This is a genomic window from Arthrobacter sp. zg-Y40, from assembly GCF_020731535.1.
Lineage (GTDB): Bacteria > Actinomycetota > Actinomycetes > Actinomycetales > Micrococcaceae > Arthrobacter_B.
The window spans coordinates 181162-197613 of the sequence record NZ_JAJFZS010000015.1 but is presented as its reverse complement, the minus strand read 5'-3'; the positions used below and the strand labels follow the sequence as shown (position 1 = coordinate 197613).

Below are 16452 nucleotides of genomic sequence, written 5' to 3'. Positions count from 1 at the left end.
CGGCTAATGAGACGCGGAACATTATTGCCCTGGTGAAGCAGACGCTGTCGCAGAATGATGAGACGGCTGCCGGCGCGGGTGCGCGGGCGAAGTCCGCCGTCGCCAACATCGGCTAGGACCGCGGTGACGTACTCCATCCAGCCCGTGGAGGTGAGCGCCGTCCTGCAGGAAGTGGTGAACCACGTCGCCCAGTATGAGGGGCACGCGGTTTCCTTTCAGGGCGGGCTCAACGACCTCCTGGCCGCCGCCAAAAACAGCGGGGCAGTGGCGGACGCGTTGAACGGGTTCAACGAAAGGGTCATTACACCGGGAATGAACACCATTTCCGGGCGGACCCTCGCCGCAACCGAAGCCGTAAACAATGTCCTGAAGATCGTAGGGGCGGCGGACGGCCAGATGGCTACCGACGCCCAGACCGCCGCAGTCCAGCTGGCCCAGAGCACCTCCGGCGGTTCCTACGCGCCTGTTCCCCTGCACAGGCCCACCCGCGGTGCTTCCATCGCTCAGGCATAGCCTCCCCTCCCGCCGCGCTGCCGGCGGCAGTGCCTGCCACCACCGAGTCAACGATTCGTTGCCCTGAACCGAAAGTGAAACGCCATGCCCGTGTTTGACGTGTCCGCGCTGGAGGCGATCATGCCTGAGCCGGAAGGGATCCGGGCGGCAGCTAAGTCCCTGCTCACAAGCGCCGCCGCCATCCAGTCCATTACGGAAAACGCAGCCCAGTCATGGGGCAAGCTCCAAGCCCAGGACGTGTACGTGATTGACGGCGCGGAGGTGGTTTTCTCTGCCTACCGGCCGATTCAGCGTGCTTCGCGGGACTTTGCGGATGATTTCGGGACGCTTGATGCGGCAGCGAACGTGTTCGCCGACGCGGTGGTTGATCTAAAGGCCCGCCTTGCTGATGTGAAAGCCCGGGCGGCAGCCCTCAACCAGAAGGCTGCCGCTGATGACGAATGGACCAAGGACAAGGACCTCATCGCCGAGCAGGATTGGATCACCAATGAGCTCAATACCATCAGCGCTGAGCTCAGCGGCCACGAGCGCGCCTTCGCCCAGTCCATCAGCGACTTGTACAACGGCAACGAATATGTCGAGTACTCGGAGAACGGTCCCGCAGAAGGGCAGTTTGAGCATGGCATTCCCCGCGATGTATTGAACGCGGCAGCAGCCGAGGGCCAAGTGCCGTGGGCTCACCCCCAGGAGTTTGACAAACCCTGGTACCGGGACGCCGGAGACGCCTACTGGGCCTACACCAAAGCCTTTTTCGGAACCGGGCTGGACGCCGTTCTCGGCCTGGCGGCTCTTGCCGGTTTGGGCGGTAAGGACGCATTTGTCCAGAGCTGGAAGGGAGTGGGCACACTGGCGCACGACCTGTTCATCGTGACCGGTGCGGGCATGCCATTCATGATGGCGACGGGGCAGGAACAGAAGGTGAAAGACGCGGCCGGGAACCTGCTGGAAATTGCCAAGGACACCATTCACCTGGACGAGTGGAAGACGGATCCTGCCAGTGCGCTGGGGGCGACCGCCTTCGACGTGGTGACGACGATCGGAACGGGCGGTGCCGCCGCAGGCGTAAAAGGAGTCTCGGTAGCCGGTAAAGCGGCCGATGCAGCCGGTGACGCGGGGAAGCTGGCCAAGGCGGGCGAAGCGGCTGCCGCCGGGGGCCGAATGGCACACATTGCGGAGACCACCGGTATTGCCAAAGGTGTGCGGGCCGTAAAGGAAATCAGCGTCAAAATCGGTGAAATCAAGACCACTGCCGTCCAAACAATTTCGGAATCTCCGAAAACCGATCTCGGGCGCCTAGGCTCCGGCCACGACGCAAAGCACGCTGCGCCGGACACCCGGGCAGCCGCCCCCGATACGGTGACAAGGGCACCCGAAACGCAACCAAAAGCCCCCGGCGTGGACACTCCGGGCGGGCCCGCCCGCGGTCCGCACGTGCCAGAGGGGACGGTTCCTTCCAAAGCCGACCCCGACACGGGGAACGCCGGCAGCAAGCTGCCCGACGACGCCGCCGGTCCGAAGGCACCCGCACCCGGAGACAACGGTCCCCATGCCGGTGATGGGGGACTGGACGGCGGGACCAAGGGGCCGGGGAAGCCGGATGACCTGCCCACGGTTACCGCCGATGCCGCAGGCCAGCCGACCGAGGTAGAGTTCCCGGACGGAACGAGGATTTCGGTCGATTACCCAATAGAGACTCCCCGCAACGACATAATCCGGGAACTTGGTCCAGCATTGGAGTCCATTGGCAAGGACGAAGCCTGGTTGCGCAACGTCGTCGAGCAGGAAGTGGAGTCCCTTTCCGAAGACGAGTTGCAGGCACTGATGGAATTGCGGCATTCGATTCCCTCACTGGATGCGGATACCGTGATGCAGAAAGTGATTGACGGCAAGTCTTTTGAAGCGCTGCTGGACGGTTCGGACCTTTATGGGAACTCTGCGGGCGGCTTCATAACGAGGGCGTCAGACGCTGCGGACCTGCGCACACCGGAAGACGTCTACAACGCTTTGCGGCTTGACTACAAGAACACAAAGTATCTTCCCAACAATGACAAACCGGTGTACGCCGTCCAGTTCCGAGCAGGCAAGGGATTGGATGACATTCAGATTCCGGACGGCAGAGGCCAGGATGAGTTGCGGCGTCATGGCCTCGAGGCTGCCGACCCCACTGGACGACCTTACCCCGAGCCTCACGAAAAGCAGGATCCGTGGCCCAATACCGGCCATGGATGGACCGGGAGCACGGTCGATCACTCCAAGATCATTCCGGAGTACGCAGTCCGACAGGGAACAGGGGTGCCATATAACCATGGCGACGTAATATGGGAAATCAATGAAACCGGGGAACGCGTCCTGGTTGCCATTTTCGATAAGGACATGCCGGGCGCAAATGGAGCGAGAGGGATGTGGCGAAGAGTCGCGGGTTCCGGTGGCTAATTTAAGAATGCTGTTGGAATCCATAGCAATAAAGGCGCGAAAGGGTGCAAAGAGTGGCACAGCATCGTCCGACGGAGAGACTGCCTAATGGGATGCGTGTCCCGCAGTATTACGGGGTATGGCGGGGAGAATGGTTCTCCGCCCAGCTCACTCGTGAGGTTGCATCGCTCACGTCGTATGATCTGCAGCCGCCGAGCGCAGAGTGGTCTCCCTCACGGCACACGGATGAATCCGGCCACCCCAGGTACTGGTTCCTGGATGTGCCCGAAGACGAGCTTGACCGCTTGGTCAAAGTCACGGTGACGGCCAAGTGGAAGGGCAACGAGCTTGGCATCGTCCAGTATGCCGACGGTGTCGTTCACGCCCGGGTGGCGCCGCATCCGGCTCAGCAGGCCAGGATTGACCGGGGAGGTATCCCAGAGATTGTCAAGGCTGACCGGATCGAGTATCACGGGACTTTCCGCTGGGAGGATCTGGAAGATGTCCAGATGGTTGAAAAGGACTTGAAGAAGTAGGTTTCGTCGGCACTTATCGCTGCCCGAGGGCAGCAGGAAGCAGAGTCTCGTGATTTTTCAGAAACCGCTCAGCCCGGCGCATGTGCGCACGATGGTGGAGGCCAACCGCGACTCGATCGCCGGGTTTGTCCTGAATGCCGCCGACGTCGCGCAGGTGAAGTCGCCCCGGGAACTGTATGAAGCGCACGGGCTGGGTTTCCCCGGCTCTCCGTGGGACCCGGCGGCGGACTACCTGGACGTGCTGCGTTTCGAGGCGCCGCCGTCGGTCTATGTGCATTCGGCGATGGCGCCGGGGTTCGTGGACCGGCCGCCGTTCACCGGTACCGGGTTTGCCCGCTGGGGCGGGGGAGTGGCCCCTGTGTGGTTCCTGGACGAGTGCCGGATTCCGCCGCGTGCCCAGTTGTGGCGGATCCGGGAGGGGCAGCAGGAGCAGTTGCTGGCTATGTATATAGATGTCGCTTCGGGGTGGGGCGTCTTGGAAGGCTCGGACATCCCCACGCCCCGGCACACCTCTCCGCAGACCGTGATCGGCTGGGTGGCTGTCTGGGACGGTTTCCAGTTCCCGGCCGATGTGGTGGGTGACAAGGCGGTGCTGGCTGCGGCGTCGGAACCGCCTGCCGAGATTACCGGATTCCGCCGGACGATGCGCGGGTGCTGGAGCCGTGAGGTGCCGCTCTCGGAATTGAATGACTTGTTCGAGGTCAATGCGGTGTGCCGGTGGCAGGGGCAGCCGTTCCGGATCACGGATGTGGCGCACGACGGCGGGGGCCGGGTTTTCCGTCTCTTCTACACCGGGCACAACGCCGATGTTGCGGAGTCGCTGGGCCTGAACAAGGCCGACGCCGGGGTGTACTGGACCGTCCAGCCGGAGTCTGCGGTGACCGATGTGGAGATGTTCCAGAACCGGCTCAAGCCGGCGGCGGGCTAGGGGTTAGGACAGGGAGCGATTCGGTCTTCCTCATGGATGTGTTCGGCACTGTTGGAGGCCGACACAGACGCTGATATGGGATGCTTCGGCCTGGTCCGGGTCCGCTTTTATTCACGCGACTCGCTAAACACCGCGTCCACGGAGGGCAAGGTCCCTTGGGTCCACCTGCCGGTGCCGACCCCAAGGGCGACAACCCCAAGACCCTGCCCGACGACGGCACTTCGGCGCCTGGCCAGACGGCGCCCGGACACACCGACGTGGAAACCCCGGGGAGGTCCTCGATGAATTAACTTGTAATTATGTGGAGTTCTAGCGGCCTGAAAATTACCGGCAAGTATGGCACCTGGAACGACAGGAAGTTGAATTAGATTCGACTGCTCCTGTCGACGGGATGTTGTTGATAGTCAGGTACGGCGGACGAGCGCCAGGGCCGGAGTGGATGACCATCGACCTTGGGAACCGGTTCCCAATCTCGGGCATAAGGCACGCGCTCGAGGTCCCGGCCGACGAGGTTTCGAATATTCATGCCGTAACAACTACCGGCGAATTGGGCACGCGGGGCACTGTGACAATCCTTGCCGAGGCCAGGGACGGAAGACTCGCAGCTTCTGCCAACGACCTTGGATTAAAAGAGTGGCTCATGAAGGAATGCGGCTTCCACACCTATTTTGATGAGCCGGTTACCCGGTCATCGGCGTTTGGGTGGCTTCCGGCAGCCCTTGTTAGCAATATCAGATCCTCGGTTTCGTGGCGGAAAGACAATGACTCATGAGGACCTTCCAGGACGGTGCGGAGATGTCGCGAATGGACCGGAACGGCAATGAGGTGCTGGGGGCCATTTACTCTCTTGCGGGTAACCGTTGGATTAGTCTCTAAACATGTGGCTTTCCGATGGGACAGAACTGACCGGACGTTACGGTACTTGGAACGGCCAGGAAGTCGAATTACGTTCGACTGCACCTGTCGACGGGATGTTGTTGATAGTCAAGTACGGCGGACAAGCGCCCGGGCCGGAGTGGATGACCATCGACTTGGGAAACCGGTTCCCCATCTCGGGAACCCGACATTCGCTCGAAGTCCCGGAGGATGAGGTTTCGGATATTTGCGCCGTGTCGGCTCAGGGAATTTTCGGTTCCCGGTGCCGAGTGTTTGTTCTCGCTGAAGACGGTAAGGGAAATCTTGCTGTTGAGGCGAGTGCGGCAAGCTTGCTCACTGATAAAGAGAGGTTGCTGTCGGAGCACGGATTCGATGTACGCCCGGGTGATCCGGTGGAGCGCACAAGTGTCCTGGGATGGCTTCCCTCCGAGTTGGTCCACGATTTTAAATCTGAAGTGGTGTGGCCCAAAGACGATGACTTACGACGAATCCCATGTTCGTAGGAGAGCAATTCGATAGGTTACACCATTCAAGAATCAGCCGTATGTGGCCAATGATGGCATTCGTGGGTTCCCGGAGGTTTTTTAGTCGTCGCTTTAGATGGTGCATAGGGCTGGTTTTCTTCTGTTCGTCGATGAACGGAGCCGGGCAAAATACCCTTCCCGGTCCTGCAAACCGTTCCAGGACCTAAGAACTCCGATAACCATGGCCAAAGCGAGAAAACGAAAAATCAAGAGACATGAGTAAATGTGCTCATGACTCCTTAAATCTCCCCGGTCACTCGGTCGGCAATTACTGTCCCACACAATGGTAAGATCCGGTCGCTGAGTGGGTCCGAATGTTGGCATCCGGCCTTAGCAAGCGCATTCTTTTGACGGCTTTGACGATTTACCCATGTTTCACCTCCGCGTTGGTGCCCCTGCAACTGGTGCAGCTGGAGCTCACCCTACAAGTGGGCTCCGACAGGTCCGGAATGGTCTCCCTCGCCGCAATTTGATGAATCCGGCCAACCCAGATACTGGTTCCTTGGACGGAGCGGAATATCCCGCTCGGCAAAGGACGGACGCGGCGGGTAAAGCTCCTGGACCGTGGAAACGGCGGATGACGGCCGACACGGTGGGACCCGTGGGCCGGTCCATCGAGCAATAAAGTAGCCTCGGTCCTATGTGGAGCTCCAGCGGAAAGAAGCTGTCCGGGTCGTACGGTACGTGGCAAGGGCAGGAAGTTGAACTAGCCGGAACGTCGCCGTCTGACGGACTGCTGCTGCTTATAAAATACGGCGGCGATGCCCCTGACGCGGCGTGGCTGACGATCTACGACAGGGGAAGTTTCCCAACACCCGGTGTTCGACACTCGCTTGAGGTTCCCGCTGACGAGGTCACGGATATTCATTCCGTTCGGGCGATGGGGGACTTGGGTCTCGGGCGGGAGATTGAGCTTCTCGCTGAGGACCCTGACGGGAATTTTGCTGCCATCTCCGGTGAGTCGCTGCCGCCGGAGGAGCGGCGCCGGCTGGTGAGCGCTTACGGGTTTACCACTTTCTATGATGAGCCGGTTGAGAGATCCAGTGTGTTTGGATGGCTCCCGGCTGAGAAGGTCCACGGCATTAGGTCTGAAGTCTCGTGGCGGAAGAACCCTCCAACCTGAGAATGTCCCGTAGTTGGCAAGCCCGGACGCGCGGCGACACAGACGTCGCCAGCCAACGACGGCGTGCAACGCAACTCCCGCAACCGGACGGTATACGGCAAGATTGGTTAGGTGAGCACAGCCAAGACATCCCCGGAAACCACGGACACCCAAGCCGCTGTAGAGTCGGTCAGCACCGATACCCCGCCCGCCGGGGACCTGCGCGAGGAATACCAGGCGCTCGCAGAGCAGGTGCGCCGCTACCGGTTCGCGTATTACAACGAAGACGCGCCCCTGGTTTCAGACGCTGAGTTCGACACGCTCTACCGCCGCCTGGAGGAAATCGAGGCGCTGCACCCGGAGCTGGTCACCAACGATTCACCCACCCAGGAAGTGGGCGGCGAGGTATCCGCGGCCTTCGCCCCGGTGGAACACCTGCAGCGGATGTACAGCCTCGAAGATGTCTTCTCCCTCGACGAGCTGGACGCCTGGGTCCGCAAGGCGGAAGCGTCGGTCGCCAACATTGCCCCGGACGCCAAGATCAAGTGGCTCACCGAGCTGAAGATCGACGGCCTGGCCGTCAACCTGCTCTACCGCAACGGCGAACTGGTCCGCGCCGCCACTCGCGGCGACGGCACCACGGGTGAGGACATCACCCACAACGTGCTCACCATCGCGTCCATCCCGCGCACGCTGAAGGGCGAAAACCTGCCGGCGGAAATGGAAATCCGCGGCGAGGTCTTCATCCCCTCAAAGGAATTCGCGGCCCTGAACGAAACCATGGTGGAAGCGGGCAAGGCACCGTTCGCCAACCCGCGCAACGCCGCCGCGGGCTCGCTGAGGCAGAAGGATCCCGAAGTCACCGCGCGTCGCCCGCTGAGCATGTACGTGCACGGTATCGGTGCCCGCGAAGGCCTCAACGTGGCCAGCCAGTCCGAAACCTACGAACTGCTGAAGCAGTGGGGCCTGCCGACGTCGCCCTATTACAAGGTGCTGGACACCTACGAGGAAGTGCTCAAGTACATTGCCGACAACGGCGAGCACCGGCATGACCTCTCACACGAAATTGACGGCATTGTGGTCAAGGTGGACGACTTCGGACTGCAGCGCGCGCTGGGCAACACCTCCCGGGTGCCGCGCTGGTCCGTGGCCTACAAGTACCCGCCGGAGGAAGTGAACACCAAGCTGCTGGACATCCGCGTCAACGTGGGCCGCACCGGACGCGTCACCCCGTACGGGATCATGACGCCGGTGCTCGTCTCCGGCTCCACCGTGGAGATGGCCACCCTGCACAACCAGGATGTGGTGAAGGCCAAGGGCGTGAAGATCGGCGACATTGTGGTGCTGCGCAAGGCCGGCGACGTGATCCCCGAAATCGTTGGCCCCGTCGTCGCCCTCCGCGACGCGCAGGATCCGCCGGTTCGCGACTTCGTGATGCCCACGCACTGCCCCTCCTGCGGCACCGAGCTGAAACCGGCCAAGGAAGGGGACGTGGACATCCGCTGCCCCAACGCCAAGTCCTGCCCCTCGCAGCTGCGCGAGCGGGTCTTCCACCTGGCCGGCCGCGGTGCCTTCGACATTGAGGCGCTCGGCTGGGAAGCGGCCATCGCGCTCACCTCGCCCGCCGAGCCGGAAAACCCGCCGCTGACCAGCGAGGCGGGCCTCTTCGATTTGAAGGTCGAGGACCTGGCCGACGTGCGGATCGAACGGCCAAAGCGGGTCAAGGGCGTGGTGGACGGGACCGAACTCGTCCCGTACTTCTACACCAAGGGCACCGCCAAGAAACCGTCCGTTCCTTCGGCCACTACCCGCAAGCTCTTCGACGAACTGGAGAAGGCCAAATCCCAGCCCCTGTGGCGGGTGTTGGTGGCGCTGTCCATCCGGCATGTGGGCCCGACGGCGGCGCGTGCGCTCGCCGGGGCCTTCGGGTCCATGGAGGCGATCCGCGCTGCCACCGAAGAGCAGCTGGCACACGTCGACGGCGTCGGCCCCACCATCGCCGCCGCGCTAACGGAGTGGTTCGCCGAGGACTGGCACCGCGAGATCGTGGACGCCTGGGCCGCAGCCGGGGTGCGGATGGCCGACGAGCGCGACGAATCGATGCCCCGCACGCTGGAGGGCCTGACCGTCGTCGTCACCGGCACCCTGCCGAACTTCAGCCGCGACGAGGCCAAGGAAGCCATCCTTACCCGCGGCGGCAAGGCCTCCGGCTCGGTCTCGAAGAAAACCGACTACGTGGTCGCCGGGGAAAACGCGGGCACCAAGCTGGAGAAAGCCGAAGCCCTGGGCGTCCGGGTCATTGACGAAGACGGTTTCCGGACGCTGCTGGCCGAAGGGTCCGTACCGCTGGACGACGAAGAGCCCGGTGACGGGAACGCTGCCGAAGCACTGGAGGAAGGGTCCGAATGAGCCCGCGGCCGGACGACGCTGATCCGCTGGAACTGCTGGAGGTGGCCCGCGAGGCCGCCGCTGCCGGAGCTGCGGTGCTGGCCCGGCGTTCGGCTGCGGGGCTGAACCCGGTGAACAAAAGCGCCGACGGCGACTGGGTCACGGACTTCGATACCGCCGCCGAGGTGGCCGTCCGCGAGGTTTTGGCCCGGCTGCGCCCGCAGGATGTGGTGACGGGGGAGGAGCTGGAAGCAGCGGTCCCGGTCCATTCCTCCGGCATCCGGTGGTCCATCGATCCGCTGGACGGCACCACCAACTTCATCCGGAACATCGTCTACTACGCCACCTCCGTGGCAGCGGTGAACGACGACGGCGAGTGGCTGGCCGGCGTCGTCCACGCCCCTGCGCTGGTGCGCGTCTATTATGCCGCCCGTGGGCACGGTGCATGGCTCGCTGAGCACGGCACCGTCCGGAAACTCACCGGACCGGATCCGGAGCGGGTTGGGAAGCTGCTGGGTACCGGGTTTTCCTACAACGCCTCTGTGCGCGACGAGCAGTATGCCGCGTTGCCGGGCCTCGCCGGGCAGTTCGCGGACGTGCGCCGTCTCGGTTCCGCGGCGCTGGACCTGTGCATGGTTGCCGACGGGACGCTGGATGCCTACACCGAGCGCGGATTGAATGAGTACGACTATGCCGCCGGGGCGCTGGTCGCGGAGGAGGCCGGTGTGCCGGTGCAGCGGCCCGTGAAGCCGAGCAACGATGCCGAACGCGAGGCTGCCTTCACGACGGCCGGAGCTGCGCTGCTGGGCTAAGTGTGGCGGGGCGGCTAAGTGTGGCGGGGCGGTTCCGCCACGGCACTTCCGCCGGACCGGGATGCGCGCCATTCATCGGCCAGCAGTGCGTAGCGGAGGTCATCCAGCCAGCGCCCCGAACGGTGGAGGGACCCCTGGCGGGACCTCCCCTCACGCCGCATTCCCGCTTTTTCCATGACCCGCCAGGACGCGGTGTTGTCGGCGAAACACTCCGCCACCACCCGGCGCAGGCCCAGGTCCTCAAAGCAGACGCGCAGTAGTGCGGCCACGGCTTCGCTCCCATACCCCCGCCCCGCGAACTCCGGCGCAATGACGTAGCCGATCTCCGCCTGTGTACCGCGCGCCAACTCCTCTACCTCCTGCTGCGCCCACGCGTCCTGGCGGGCAAGATAAAGGTCACCGATCAGGGTTCCGGCCTGTTCCACGGCAAAGGTGGCCGCCAAATGTTCCGGCTGCCGGAGTCGCTCCACGAAGGCGTCCACGTCCGTGGGCTGGGCTGTCATCCATTGGGCGACCTCGGGTTTCCGCCGGTAGTCAAACATGCGCGGCAGGTCTTCGGCTTCGGCGGGACGGATGGTGAGGCGGGGTGTGATGACGGGCCAGCGGGGGCCGGAGGGAGTCGCGGTCATGGCACCATGATGGCCTATCCGGTTCCCCGGACGCGCCTAGTGGCTTCGGCAGCCGCATGGCACCGGGCGGCGATGATGATCTCCCGGCTCGTCGCTTCCACAAAGGGGCCGCCGTCCCAGTCCCCGTACCAGTCCGTGGAGCTGAAGCCGGCTTCCTGCAGCAGCCGTTCCAGGAGATCCGCGGGCGGGAATTTGAGGGTACTTCGGCTGGCGAACGGTTCGCCGTCGGACAGGAACGTGGTGCGGTCCTCGAAGATGACCACCGCGCCGTCGTTCTCTTCCTGCACCGAGATCAGCTCCCACTCCACCTCAAGGGTCCCGGCGGAAGACTCCTGGAGCTCCGGCCCGGAGCGGCCGGAGTCCCACTCCAGCCAGGCCTTGGCTGCCGGGTTCCTGGACTCGAAATAGAAGGTGCCGCCGGGGACGAGACGCGACCGGACCGCAACGAGCGTTGCAAGCATCTCCGACTCGGTCAGCAGGCACTGGAAGGCGTGGCCGGTCATTACTGCGGCGTCAAAGGGGCCTGCCGGCAGGTCCTCAGCCGTCCCGGCGAGCCAGGTCACCAGTTCGGAACCCGGTCGGGACCGTGCGGCCGCCAGCATGCCGGCAGCCGGATCAATACCCGTCACCGCGTGCCCCGCCTGCGTCAGCTCGACGGCGAAGCTGCCGGTTCCGCAGCCAACATCGGCGATCCGCAGCGGTTCCGTGCCCAGCAGCCCCGCATAAAAGTCGGTGTCCCACCGGCCGGCATTGTCCTCGTCGTAAAGCGCAACGAGGCGCGGCTCGTTGTAGTGTGCGTCAACCATGGATCCCCTTGTTCCTCCTCCGGATAGCCGGAAGCCTACCGGGATTAAGCCCTGAGGAAAGACCACTCTCCCCAGGCCGGGTTTCCCAGCCGCAGCGCGGATAATCTATGCGACGCATCCCGTGCAGCATCGACTCACAGGAGGTACCCCGTGCCCCGCAAAACAACCACCGCTCCGCGGAAAACCGTGCGGACGGAGCCCGTGTCCGCCCCGGCACTGCCTCGGGTGCAAACACCGCCGGAGCTGGACACCGCCTATTTCGCGACCCTGATCGATGAACGCATCGACCGGACGCGTGAACAGATCGACACCTTGAACGCGGTCATCCGGGAAGTGACGTTGGCGGCAAAGGACATCCCTGCCGACGACGAACATGACCCCGAAGGCACCACCGTTTCGGTGGAGCGCGCCAACGAAGTGGCGCTGCTGGCGGCAGCGGAAACATCGCTGATTGAACTGCTTGATGCACGGGTTCGCCTGGATGCCGGCGCCTACGGCATCTGCGAACGCTGCGGAAATCCCATACCGGCGGCCCGGCTGGAGATCCGTCCGGAAACGCGTTTCTGCGTCAGTTGCGCCGCCGCCCGCCGCCGGTGAGCAACCGGTGAGCAACCGGTAATCAACGGGCGAACTACCGGTAAACCCGCGCTAACGGATACAGGCGTTTTCCAGTGATGTGCGTACCCTCACCCCGGTCCGGAAACGGAGCGGGGTGAGGGTAGAATCTACGTGCACTTCAACTAGAGACGTAAGGATTCGTAACGCGCATGAGCATCACCATCCGGCTTGCCACCGAGGCTGATTTTGAAGATATCCGCCGGATCACCCGTGAGGCTTACCTGCACGGCAATCACATCGAGGCCGACAACCCCTACGTCAAGGAACTCGAAAACGTCGAGGACCGCGCCAAGCACACCGAACTGTGGGTGGCGGAACGGGACGGAAAGGTGGCAGCCTCCGCGGCCATCACCTACGCCGGCCAGCCCTACACCGACATCGCCATTGAGGGCGAGCTGGAATTCCGGATGCTCGCCGTCGACCCCGCCGTGCAGCGCGGAGGAGTGGGCCGCGCCCTGGTTAACGCCATCATCGACTACGCCCGGAACAAGGACGGCATCGAGGCAGTGAGCCTGACCAGCATGACCACCATGCTGAACGCCCACGCCCTCTACCTGTCCCTGGGCTTTGTCCGGGTGCCGGAGCGGGACTGGACCGTTCCCGGCGAAGACTACATTCTCTGGGTCTTCCGCAAGGCTGTCTAACCGTCCTTGCCCGCGAGGCCAGCCGCTCCAGCGCCCGACGGCGGCGGGGCGGCTTTCGCGTATCCCTGCCCGGCGACGGGCCGCGCCGGATGCGGTGCCTTGTGTACAGCTGATGCGGGCTACGGCTCCGCCAGGCAGCATCTGCTGTACGGGAGATGAGCCCGACCCAGCATCTGCTGTACGGGAGTGTGTGGCGGCGGCCTCCATGGGCGGCCGCCGAACGCCGTAGACTGGAACGGATACCGGTTTCATACCGAAACGTTCCTTTAGAAGACGCATGGGAGACTCATGTCTGAGATCAATCGTGAGGCTGTGGCGCATCTGGCGCGGCTGGCCCACATTGAGATGACCAACGACGAGCTGGACAAGATGGCCGGCGAACTCGATGTCATCGTGGATTCGATCAAATCCGTAAGCGAAGTTGCCGGCGAAGACATCCCGGCAACCTCCCACCCCATCCCGCTGACCAACGTCTTCCGCGAGGACGTTGTGGGGCAGACGCTGACCAATGACGAAGCCCTGTCCGGCGCTCCCGACAATGCCGCCGGCCGCTTCAAGGTCCCTGCCATCCTGGATGAGGAGTAAAAACTTCCATGAGTGAACTGATTACATCTTCCGCCGCGCAACTGGCCGCCAAGCTGGCCGCCCGCGAGGTCACCGCCGTCGAGGTCACCCAGGCGCACCTGGACCGCATCAGCGAGGTGGACGGCGCCGTCAACGCCTTCCTGCACGTCAACACGGACGAGGCACTGCAGGTAGCCGCCGACGTCGACAAGGCCCGCGCCGCCGGCGAGCAGCTGCACGAACTGGCCGGCGTTCCCATTGCCATCAAGGACCTGATTGTCACCAAGGGCCAGCCCACCACGGCCGGTTCCAAGATGCTCGAGGGCTGGATGAGCCCGTACGACGCCACGGTCATCTCCAAGATCCGTGCCGCACGGATGCCGATGCTCGGCAAGACCAACCTGGACGAGTTCGCCATGGGCTCCTCCACGGAGCACTCCGCCTACGGCCCCACCCGCAACCCGTGGGACCTGGACCGGATCCCCGGCGGATCCGGCGGCGGATCCGCGGCCGCTGTCGCCGCCTTCGAAGCACCGCTGGCGCTGGGCACCGACACCGGCGGATCCATCCGCCAGCCGGCCGCCGTCACCGGCTCCGTGGGCGTCAAGCCCACCTACGGCGGCGTCTCCCGCTACGGGGCGATCGCCATGGCCTCCTCGCTGGACCAGATCGGCCCGGTATCCCGCACCGTGCTGGACGCCGCCCTGCTGCAGGAAGTCATCGGCGGCCACGACCCCCGCGACTCCACATCCCTGACGGACCCCGTGGGTTCCCTGGCCGACGCTGCCCGCAACGGCAACGTCGCCGGAATGCGCATCGGCGTCATCAAGGAACTACAGGGTGAAGGCTACGAGGCAGGCATCCAGGCCCGCTTCAACGAATCGCTGGACATGCTTCGGGACGCGGGAGCGGAAATCGTCGAGGTTTCCTGCCCCAACTTCAAGTACGCCCTGGGCGCCTACTACCTGATCATGCCGTCCGAGGCTTCCTCGAACCTGGCCAAGTACGACGGCGTCCGGTACGGCATGCGCGAGCTGCCCGCCGAGCCGCCGCTGACCATTGAACGCGTTATGGGTGCCACCCGCGCCGCCGGCTTCGGCGACGAAGTCAAGCGCCGCATCATCCTGGGCACCTACGCCCTGTCCGCAGGCTACTACGACGCCTACTACGGTTCGGCCCAGAAGGTGCGCACCCTGATCCAGCGCGACTTCGACGCCGCGTTCGCGCAGGCCGACGTGCTGATTTCCCCCACCTCGCCCAACACGGCCTTCCGGCTCGGCGAAAAGCTGGACGATCCGCTGGCCATGTACCTGAACGACGTCGCCACCATCCCGGCCAACATGGCCGGCGTCCCGGGCATCTCGATTCCCGGCGGCCTGTCCGACGGACTGCCCGTCGGTATCCAGTTCCTGGCCCCCGCCCGTGAAGACATCCGCCTCTACCGCGCCGGCGCCGCCCTTGAGGGCATGCTGGAGCAGAAGTGGGGCGGTCCGCTGCTGGCCCAGGCACCCGTACTCGGAGGAGTGAAGTAAATGTCCGTCCACATCCAGGATGAAACCCTGTCCTTCGAAGAGGCCATTCAGAAGTACGATCCGGTGCTGGGGTTCGAGGTCCACGTGGAGCTGAACACCAAAACCAAAATGTTCTCCGATGCCCCGAACATCTTCGGCGACGAGCCCAACACCGCCGTCACCCCGGTGGACCTGGGCATGCCCGGCGTGCTGCCGGTCGTGAACAAAAAGGCCGTGGAGTACTCGATCCTGATCGGCCTGGCGCTGAACTGCAAGATCGCCGAATCCTGCACCTTCGCCCGGAAGCAGTACTTCTACCCGGACACGCCCAAGAACTTCCAGACCTCGCAGTACGAAGATCCCATTGCGTACGACGGCTACCTGGACATTGAGCTGGAGGACGGCACCGTCTTCCGGGTCGAGATTGAGCGTGCCCACATGGAAGAGGACGCCGGCAAGCTGACCCACATGGGCGGCGCTGCAGGCCGCATCCAGGGCGCGGACTTCTCGCTGGTGGACTACAACCGCGCCGGTGTGCCGCTGGTGGAGATTGTCACCAAGCCGATTGAAGGCGCCGGTTCCCGGGCCCCCGAGCTGGCGAAGGCCTACGTGGCCGCCATCCGGGAAATCGTGAAGAACCTGGGCGTTTCCGACGCCAAGATGGAACGCGGCAACGTGCGCTGCGATGCCAACGTCTCGCTGCGCCCGTACGGCCAGGAAAAGTTCGGCACGCGCTCCGAAACGAAGAACGTGAACTCGCTGCGCGCCGTCGAACGCGCTGTCCGCTTCGAAATCCAGCGCCACGCCGCCGTCCTGGACTCCGGCAACACGATTGTCCAGGAAACCCGGCACTGGCACGAGGACACCCGCTCCACCACCTCGGGCCGGCCGAAGTCCGACGCCGATGACTACCGCTACTTCCCGGAGCCCGATCTGGTTCCCGTGGTCACGTCGAAGGAATGGATCGAAGAGCTGCGGGCGCAGCTGCCCGAGCCGCCGGCCGAGCGCCGCAAGCGGCTCAAGGAAGAGTGGGGCTACTCCGACGCCGAGTTCCGCGACGTCGTCAATGCCGGCGTCATGGAGGCCATCGAGGAAACCATCGCCGCCGGAGCCTCCGCACAGGTGGCCCGCAAGTGGTGGATGGGTGAAGTGGCCCGCCGGGCCAAGGAAGCCGAAGTGGATCCGGTGGACGTAGGCGTCACGCCGGAACTGATCGTTGAACTGGACCGCCTGGTCCAGGCCGGCAAGATCAACGACAAGCTGGCCCGCCAGGTGCTCGACGGCGTCCTCGCCGGCGAAGGCACCCCGGAGGAAGTCATCGAAAAGCGCGGCCTCGCCGTCGTTTCCGACGACGGCCCCCTGCTCGAAGCCATCGACGCCGCCCTCGCGGCCCAGCCCGACGTCGCGGACAAGATCCGCGGCGGCAAGGTCCAGGCCGTCGGCGCCATCGTGGGCGGAGTCATGAAGGCCACCCGCGGCCAGGCCGACGCAGGCCGTGTGCGCGAACTGATCCTGGAACGCCTGGGCGTACAGGGCTAACACCCGGTATCCGTCCGTTCCGGACCCCGGCAGGCATTCCGCCTGCCGGG

At 64.1% G+C, this 16452-nt stretch carries 17 protein-coding genes; 15 read left to right on the top strand and 2 right to left on the bottom strand.

Annotated features, from left to right (window positions below):
• Window positions 1-123: 123 nt before the first annotated feature.
• The 10 genes from LJ754_RS16220 to LJ754_RS16180 all read left to right on the top strand — a co-directional run bounded on the left by LJ754_RS16220 (window position 124) and on the right by LJ754_RS16180 (window position 10091).
• Entirely contained in the window at window positions 124-513 is a 390-nt protein-coding gene (locus LJ754_RS16220) for a DUF6507 family protein (protein WP_227927358.1), read from the top strand.
• 243 nt (window positions 514-756) lie between these two features.
• Window positions 757-2946: a hypothetical protein gene (locus LJ754_RS16215; RefSeq protein ID WP_227927357.1), complete on the top strand. Its 2190-nt coding sequence runs from the start codon at window positions 757-759 to the stop codon at window positions 2944-2946.
• A 260-nt stretch (window positions 2947-3206) separates the two neighbouring features.
• Window positions 3207-3461, top strand: coding sequence for a hypothetical protein (locus LJ754_RS16210; RefSeq protein ID WP_227927356.1), 255 nt, complete (start codon window positions 3207-3209; stop codon window positions 3459-3461).
• 49 nt (window positions 3462-3510) lie between these two features.
• Window positions 3511-4389: a hypothetical protein gene (locus LJ754_RS16205; protein WP_227927355.1), complete on the top strand. Its 879-nt coding sequence runs from the start codon at window positions 3511-3513 to the stop codon at window positions 4387-4389.
• Window positions 4390-4544: 155 nt separating this feature from the next.
• Entirely contained in the window at window positions 4545-4679 is a 135-nt protein-coding gene (locus LJ754_RS16880; RefSeq protein ID WP_269439747.1) for a hypothetical protein, read from the top strand.
• Between the two features lie 149 nt (window positions 4680-4828).
• Complete coding sequence (locus LJ754_RS16200; protein WP_227927354.1) at window positions 4829-5161, top strand: hypothetical protein; 333 nt, start codon at window positions 4829-4831, stop codon at window positions 5159-5161.
• A gap of 106 nt (window positions 5162-5267) precedes the next feature.
• Complete coding sequence (locus LJ754_RS16195) at window positions 5268-5768, top strand: hypothetical protein (protein ID WP_227927353.1); 501 nt, start codon at window positions 5268-5270, stop codon at window positions 5766-5768.
• A 661-nt stretch (window positions 5769-6429) separates the two neighbouring features.
• Window positions 6430-6912: a hypothetical protein gene (locus tag LJ754_RS16190; protein ID WP_227927352.1), complete on the top strand. Its 483-nt coding sequence runs from the start codon at window positions 6430-6432 to the stop codon at window positions 6910-6912.
• Window positions 6913-7023: 111 nt separating this feature from the next.
• Entirely contained in the window at window positions 7024-9300 is a 2277-nt protein-coding gene (gene ligA, locus LJ754_RS16185; RefSeq protein WP_331461537.1) for an NAD-dependent DNA ligase LigA, read from the top strand.
• Window positions 9297-10091, top strand: a complete 795-nt coding sequence (locus LJ754_RS16180; RefSeq protein WP_227927351.1) for an inositol monophosphatase family protein — start codon at window positions 9297-9299, stop codon at window positions 10089-10091. The genes ligA and LJ754_RS16180 overlap by 4 nt, the downstream gene beginning before the upstream one ends.
• A 14-nt stretch (window positions 10092-10105) precedes the next feature.
• On the opposite strand, the gene LJ754_RS16175 is transcribed toward LJ754_RS16180, so the two are convergent.
• On the bottom strand, window positions 10106-10720 hold the full coding sequence (locus LJ754_RS16175; RefSeq protein WP_227913899.1) for a GNAT family N-acetyltransferase: 615 nt from the start codon (window positions 10718-10720) through the stop codon (window positions 10106-10108).
• 14 nt (window positions 10721-10734) lie between these two features.
• Window positions 10735-11526, bottom strand: coding sequence for a class I SAM-dependent methyltransferase (locus LJ754_RS16170; protein ID WP_227927350.1), 792 nt, complete (start codon window positions 11524-11526; stop codon window positions 10735-10737).
• Window positions 11527-11676: 150 nt separating this feature from the next.
• On the opposite strand from LJ754_RS16170, the gene LJ754_RS16165 reads away from it, so the two are divergent.
• From LJ754_RS16165 to gatB, 5 genes are all read left to right on the top strand, one after another.
• Window positions 11677-12123: a TraR/DksA family transcriptional regulator gene (locus tag LJ754_RS16165; protein ID WP_227913901.1), complete on the top strand. Its 447-nt coding sequence runs from the start codon at window positions 11677-11679 to the stop codon at window positions 12121-12123.
• 170 nt (window positions 12124-12293) lie between these two features.
• Window positions 12294-12788 (top strand): GNAT family N-acetyltransferase, encoded by a 495-nt coding sequence (locus LJ754_RS16160; RefSeq protein WP_227913902.1) that lies wholly within the window; start codon window positions 12294-12296, stop codon window positions 12786-12788.
• Between the two features lie 288 nt (window positions 12789-13076).
• The gene (gene gatC / locus LJ754_RS16155; RefSeq protein ID WP_227913903.1) at window positions 13077-13373 is read left to right on the top strand and encodes an Asp-tRNA(Asn)/Glu-tRNA(Gln) amidotransferase subunit GatC; all 297 of its coding nucleotides are present in this window, start codon (window positions 13077-13079) and stop codon (window positions 13371-13373) included.
• A gap of 8 nt (window positions 13374-13381) precedes the next feature.
• A complete protein-coding gene (gatA, locus tag LJ754_RS16150) occupies window positions 13382-14884 on the top strand; it encodes an Asp-tRNA(Asn)/Glu-tRNA(Gln) amidotransferase subunit GatA (RefSeq protein ID WP_227927349.1) in 1503 nt (500 codons plus the stop codon).
• Window positions 14885-16402, top strand: a complete 1518-nt coding sequence (gatB, locus tag LJ754_RS16145) for an Asp-tRNA(Asn)/Glu-tRNA(Gln) amidotransferase subunit GatB (RefSeq protein WP_227927348.1) — start codon at window positions 14885-14887, stop codon at window positions 16400-16402. It begins immediately after the preceding gene.
• Window positions 16403-16452: the final 50 nt, after the last annotated feature.

Coding starts and splice junctions, on each gene's coding strand:
- LJ754_RS16200 (WP_227927354.1), top strand. CDS start 4,829: ATGACCATCGACCTTGGGAACCGGTTCCCAATCTCGGGCATAAGGCAC.
- LJ754_RS16195 (WP_227927353.1), top strand. CDS start 5,268: ATGTGGCTTTCCGATGGGACAGAACTGACCGGACGTTACGGTACTTGG.
- LJ754_RS16190 (WP_227927352.1), top strand. CDS start 6,430: ATGTGGAGCTCCAGCGGAAAGAAGCTGTCCGGGTCGTACGGTACGTGG.
- LJ754_RS16180 (WP_227927351.1), top strand. CDS start 9,297: ATGAGCCCGCGGCCGGACGACGCTGATCCGCTGGAACTGCTGGAGGTG.
- LJ754_RS16175 (WP_227913899.1), bottom strand. CDS start 10,720: ATGACCGCGACTCCCTCCGGCCCCCGCTGGCCCGTCATCACACCCCGC.
- LJ754_RS16170 (WP_227927350.1), bottom strand. CDS start 11,526: ATGGTTGACGCACACTACAACGAGCCGCGCCTCGTTGCGCTTTACGAC.
- LJ754_RS16160 (WP_227913902.1), top strand. CDS start 12,294: ATGAGCATCACCATCCGGCTTGCCACCGAGGCTGATTTTGAAGATATC.
- gatC (WP_227913903.1), top strand. CDS start 13,077: ATGTCTGAGATCAATCGTGAGGCTGTGGCGCATCTGGCGCGGCTGGCC.
- gatA (WP_227927349.1), top strand. CDS start 13,382: ATGAGTGAACTGATTACATCTTCCGCCGCGCAACTGGCCGCCAAGCTG.
- gatB (WP_227927348.1), top strand. CDS start 14,885: ATGTCCGTCCACATCCAGGATGAAACCCTGTCCTTCGAAGAGGCCATT.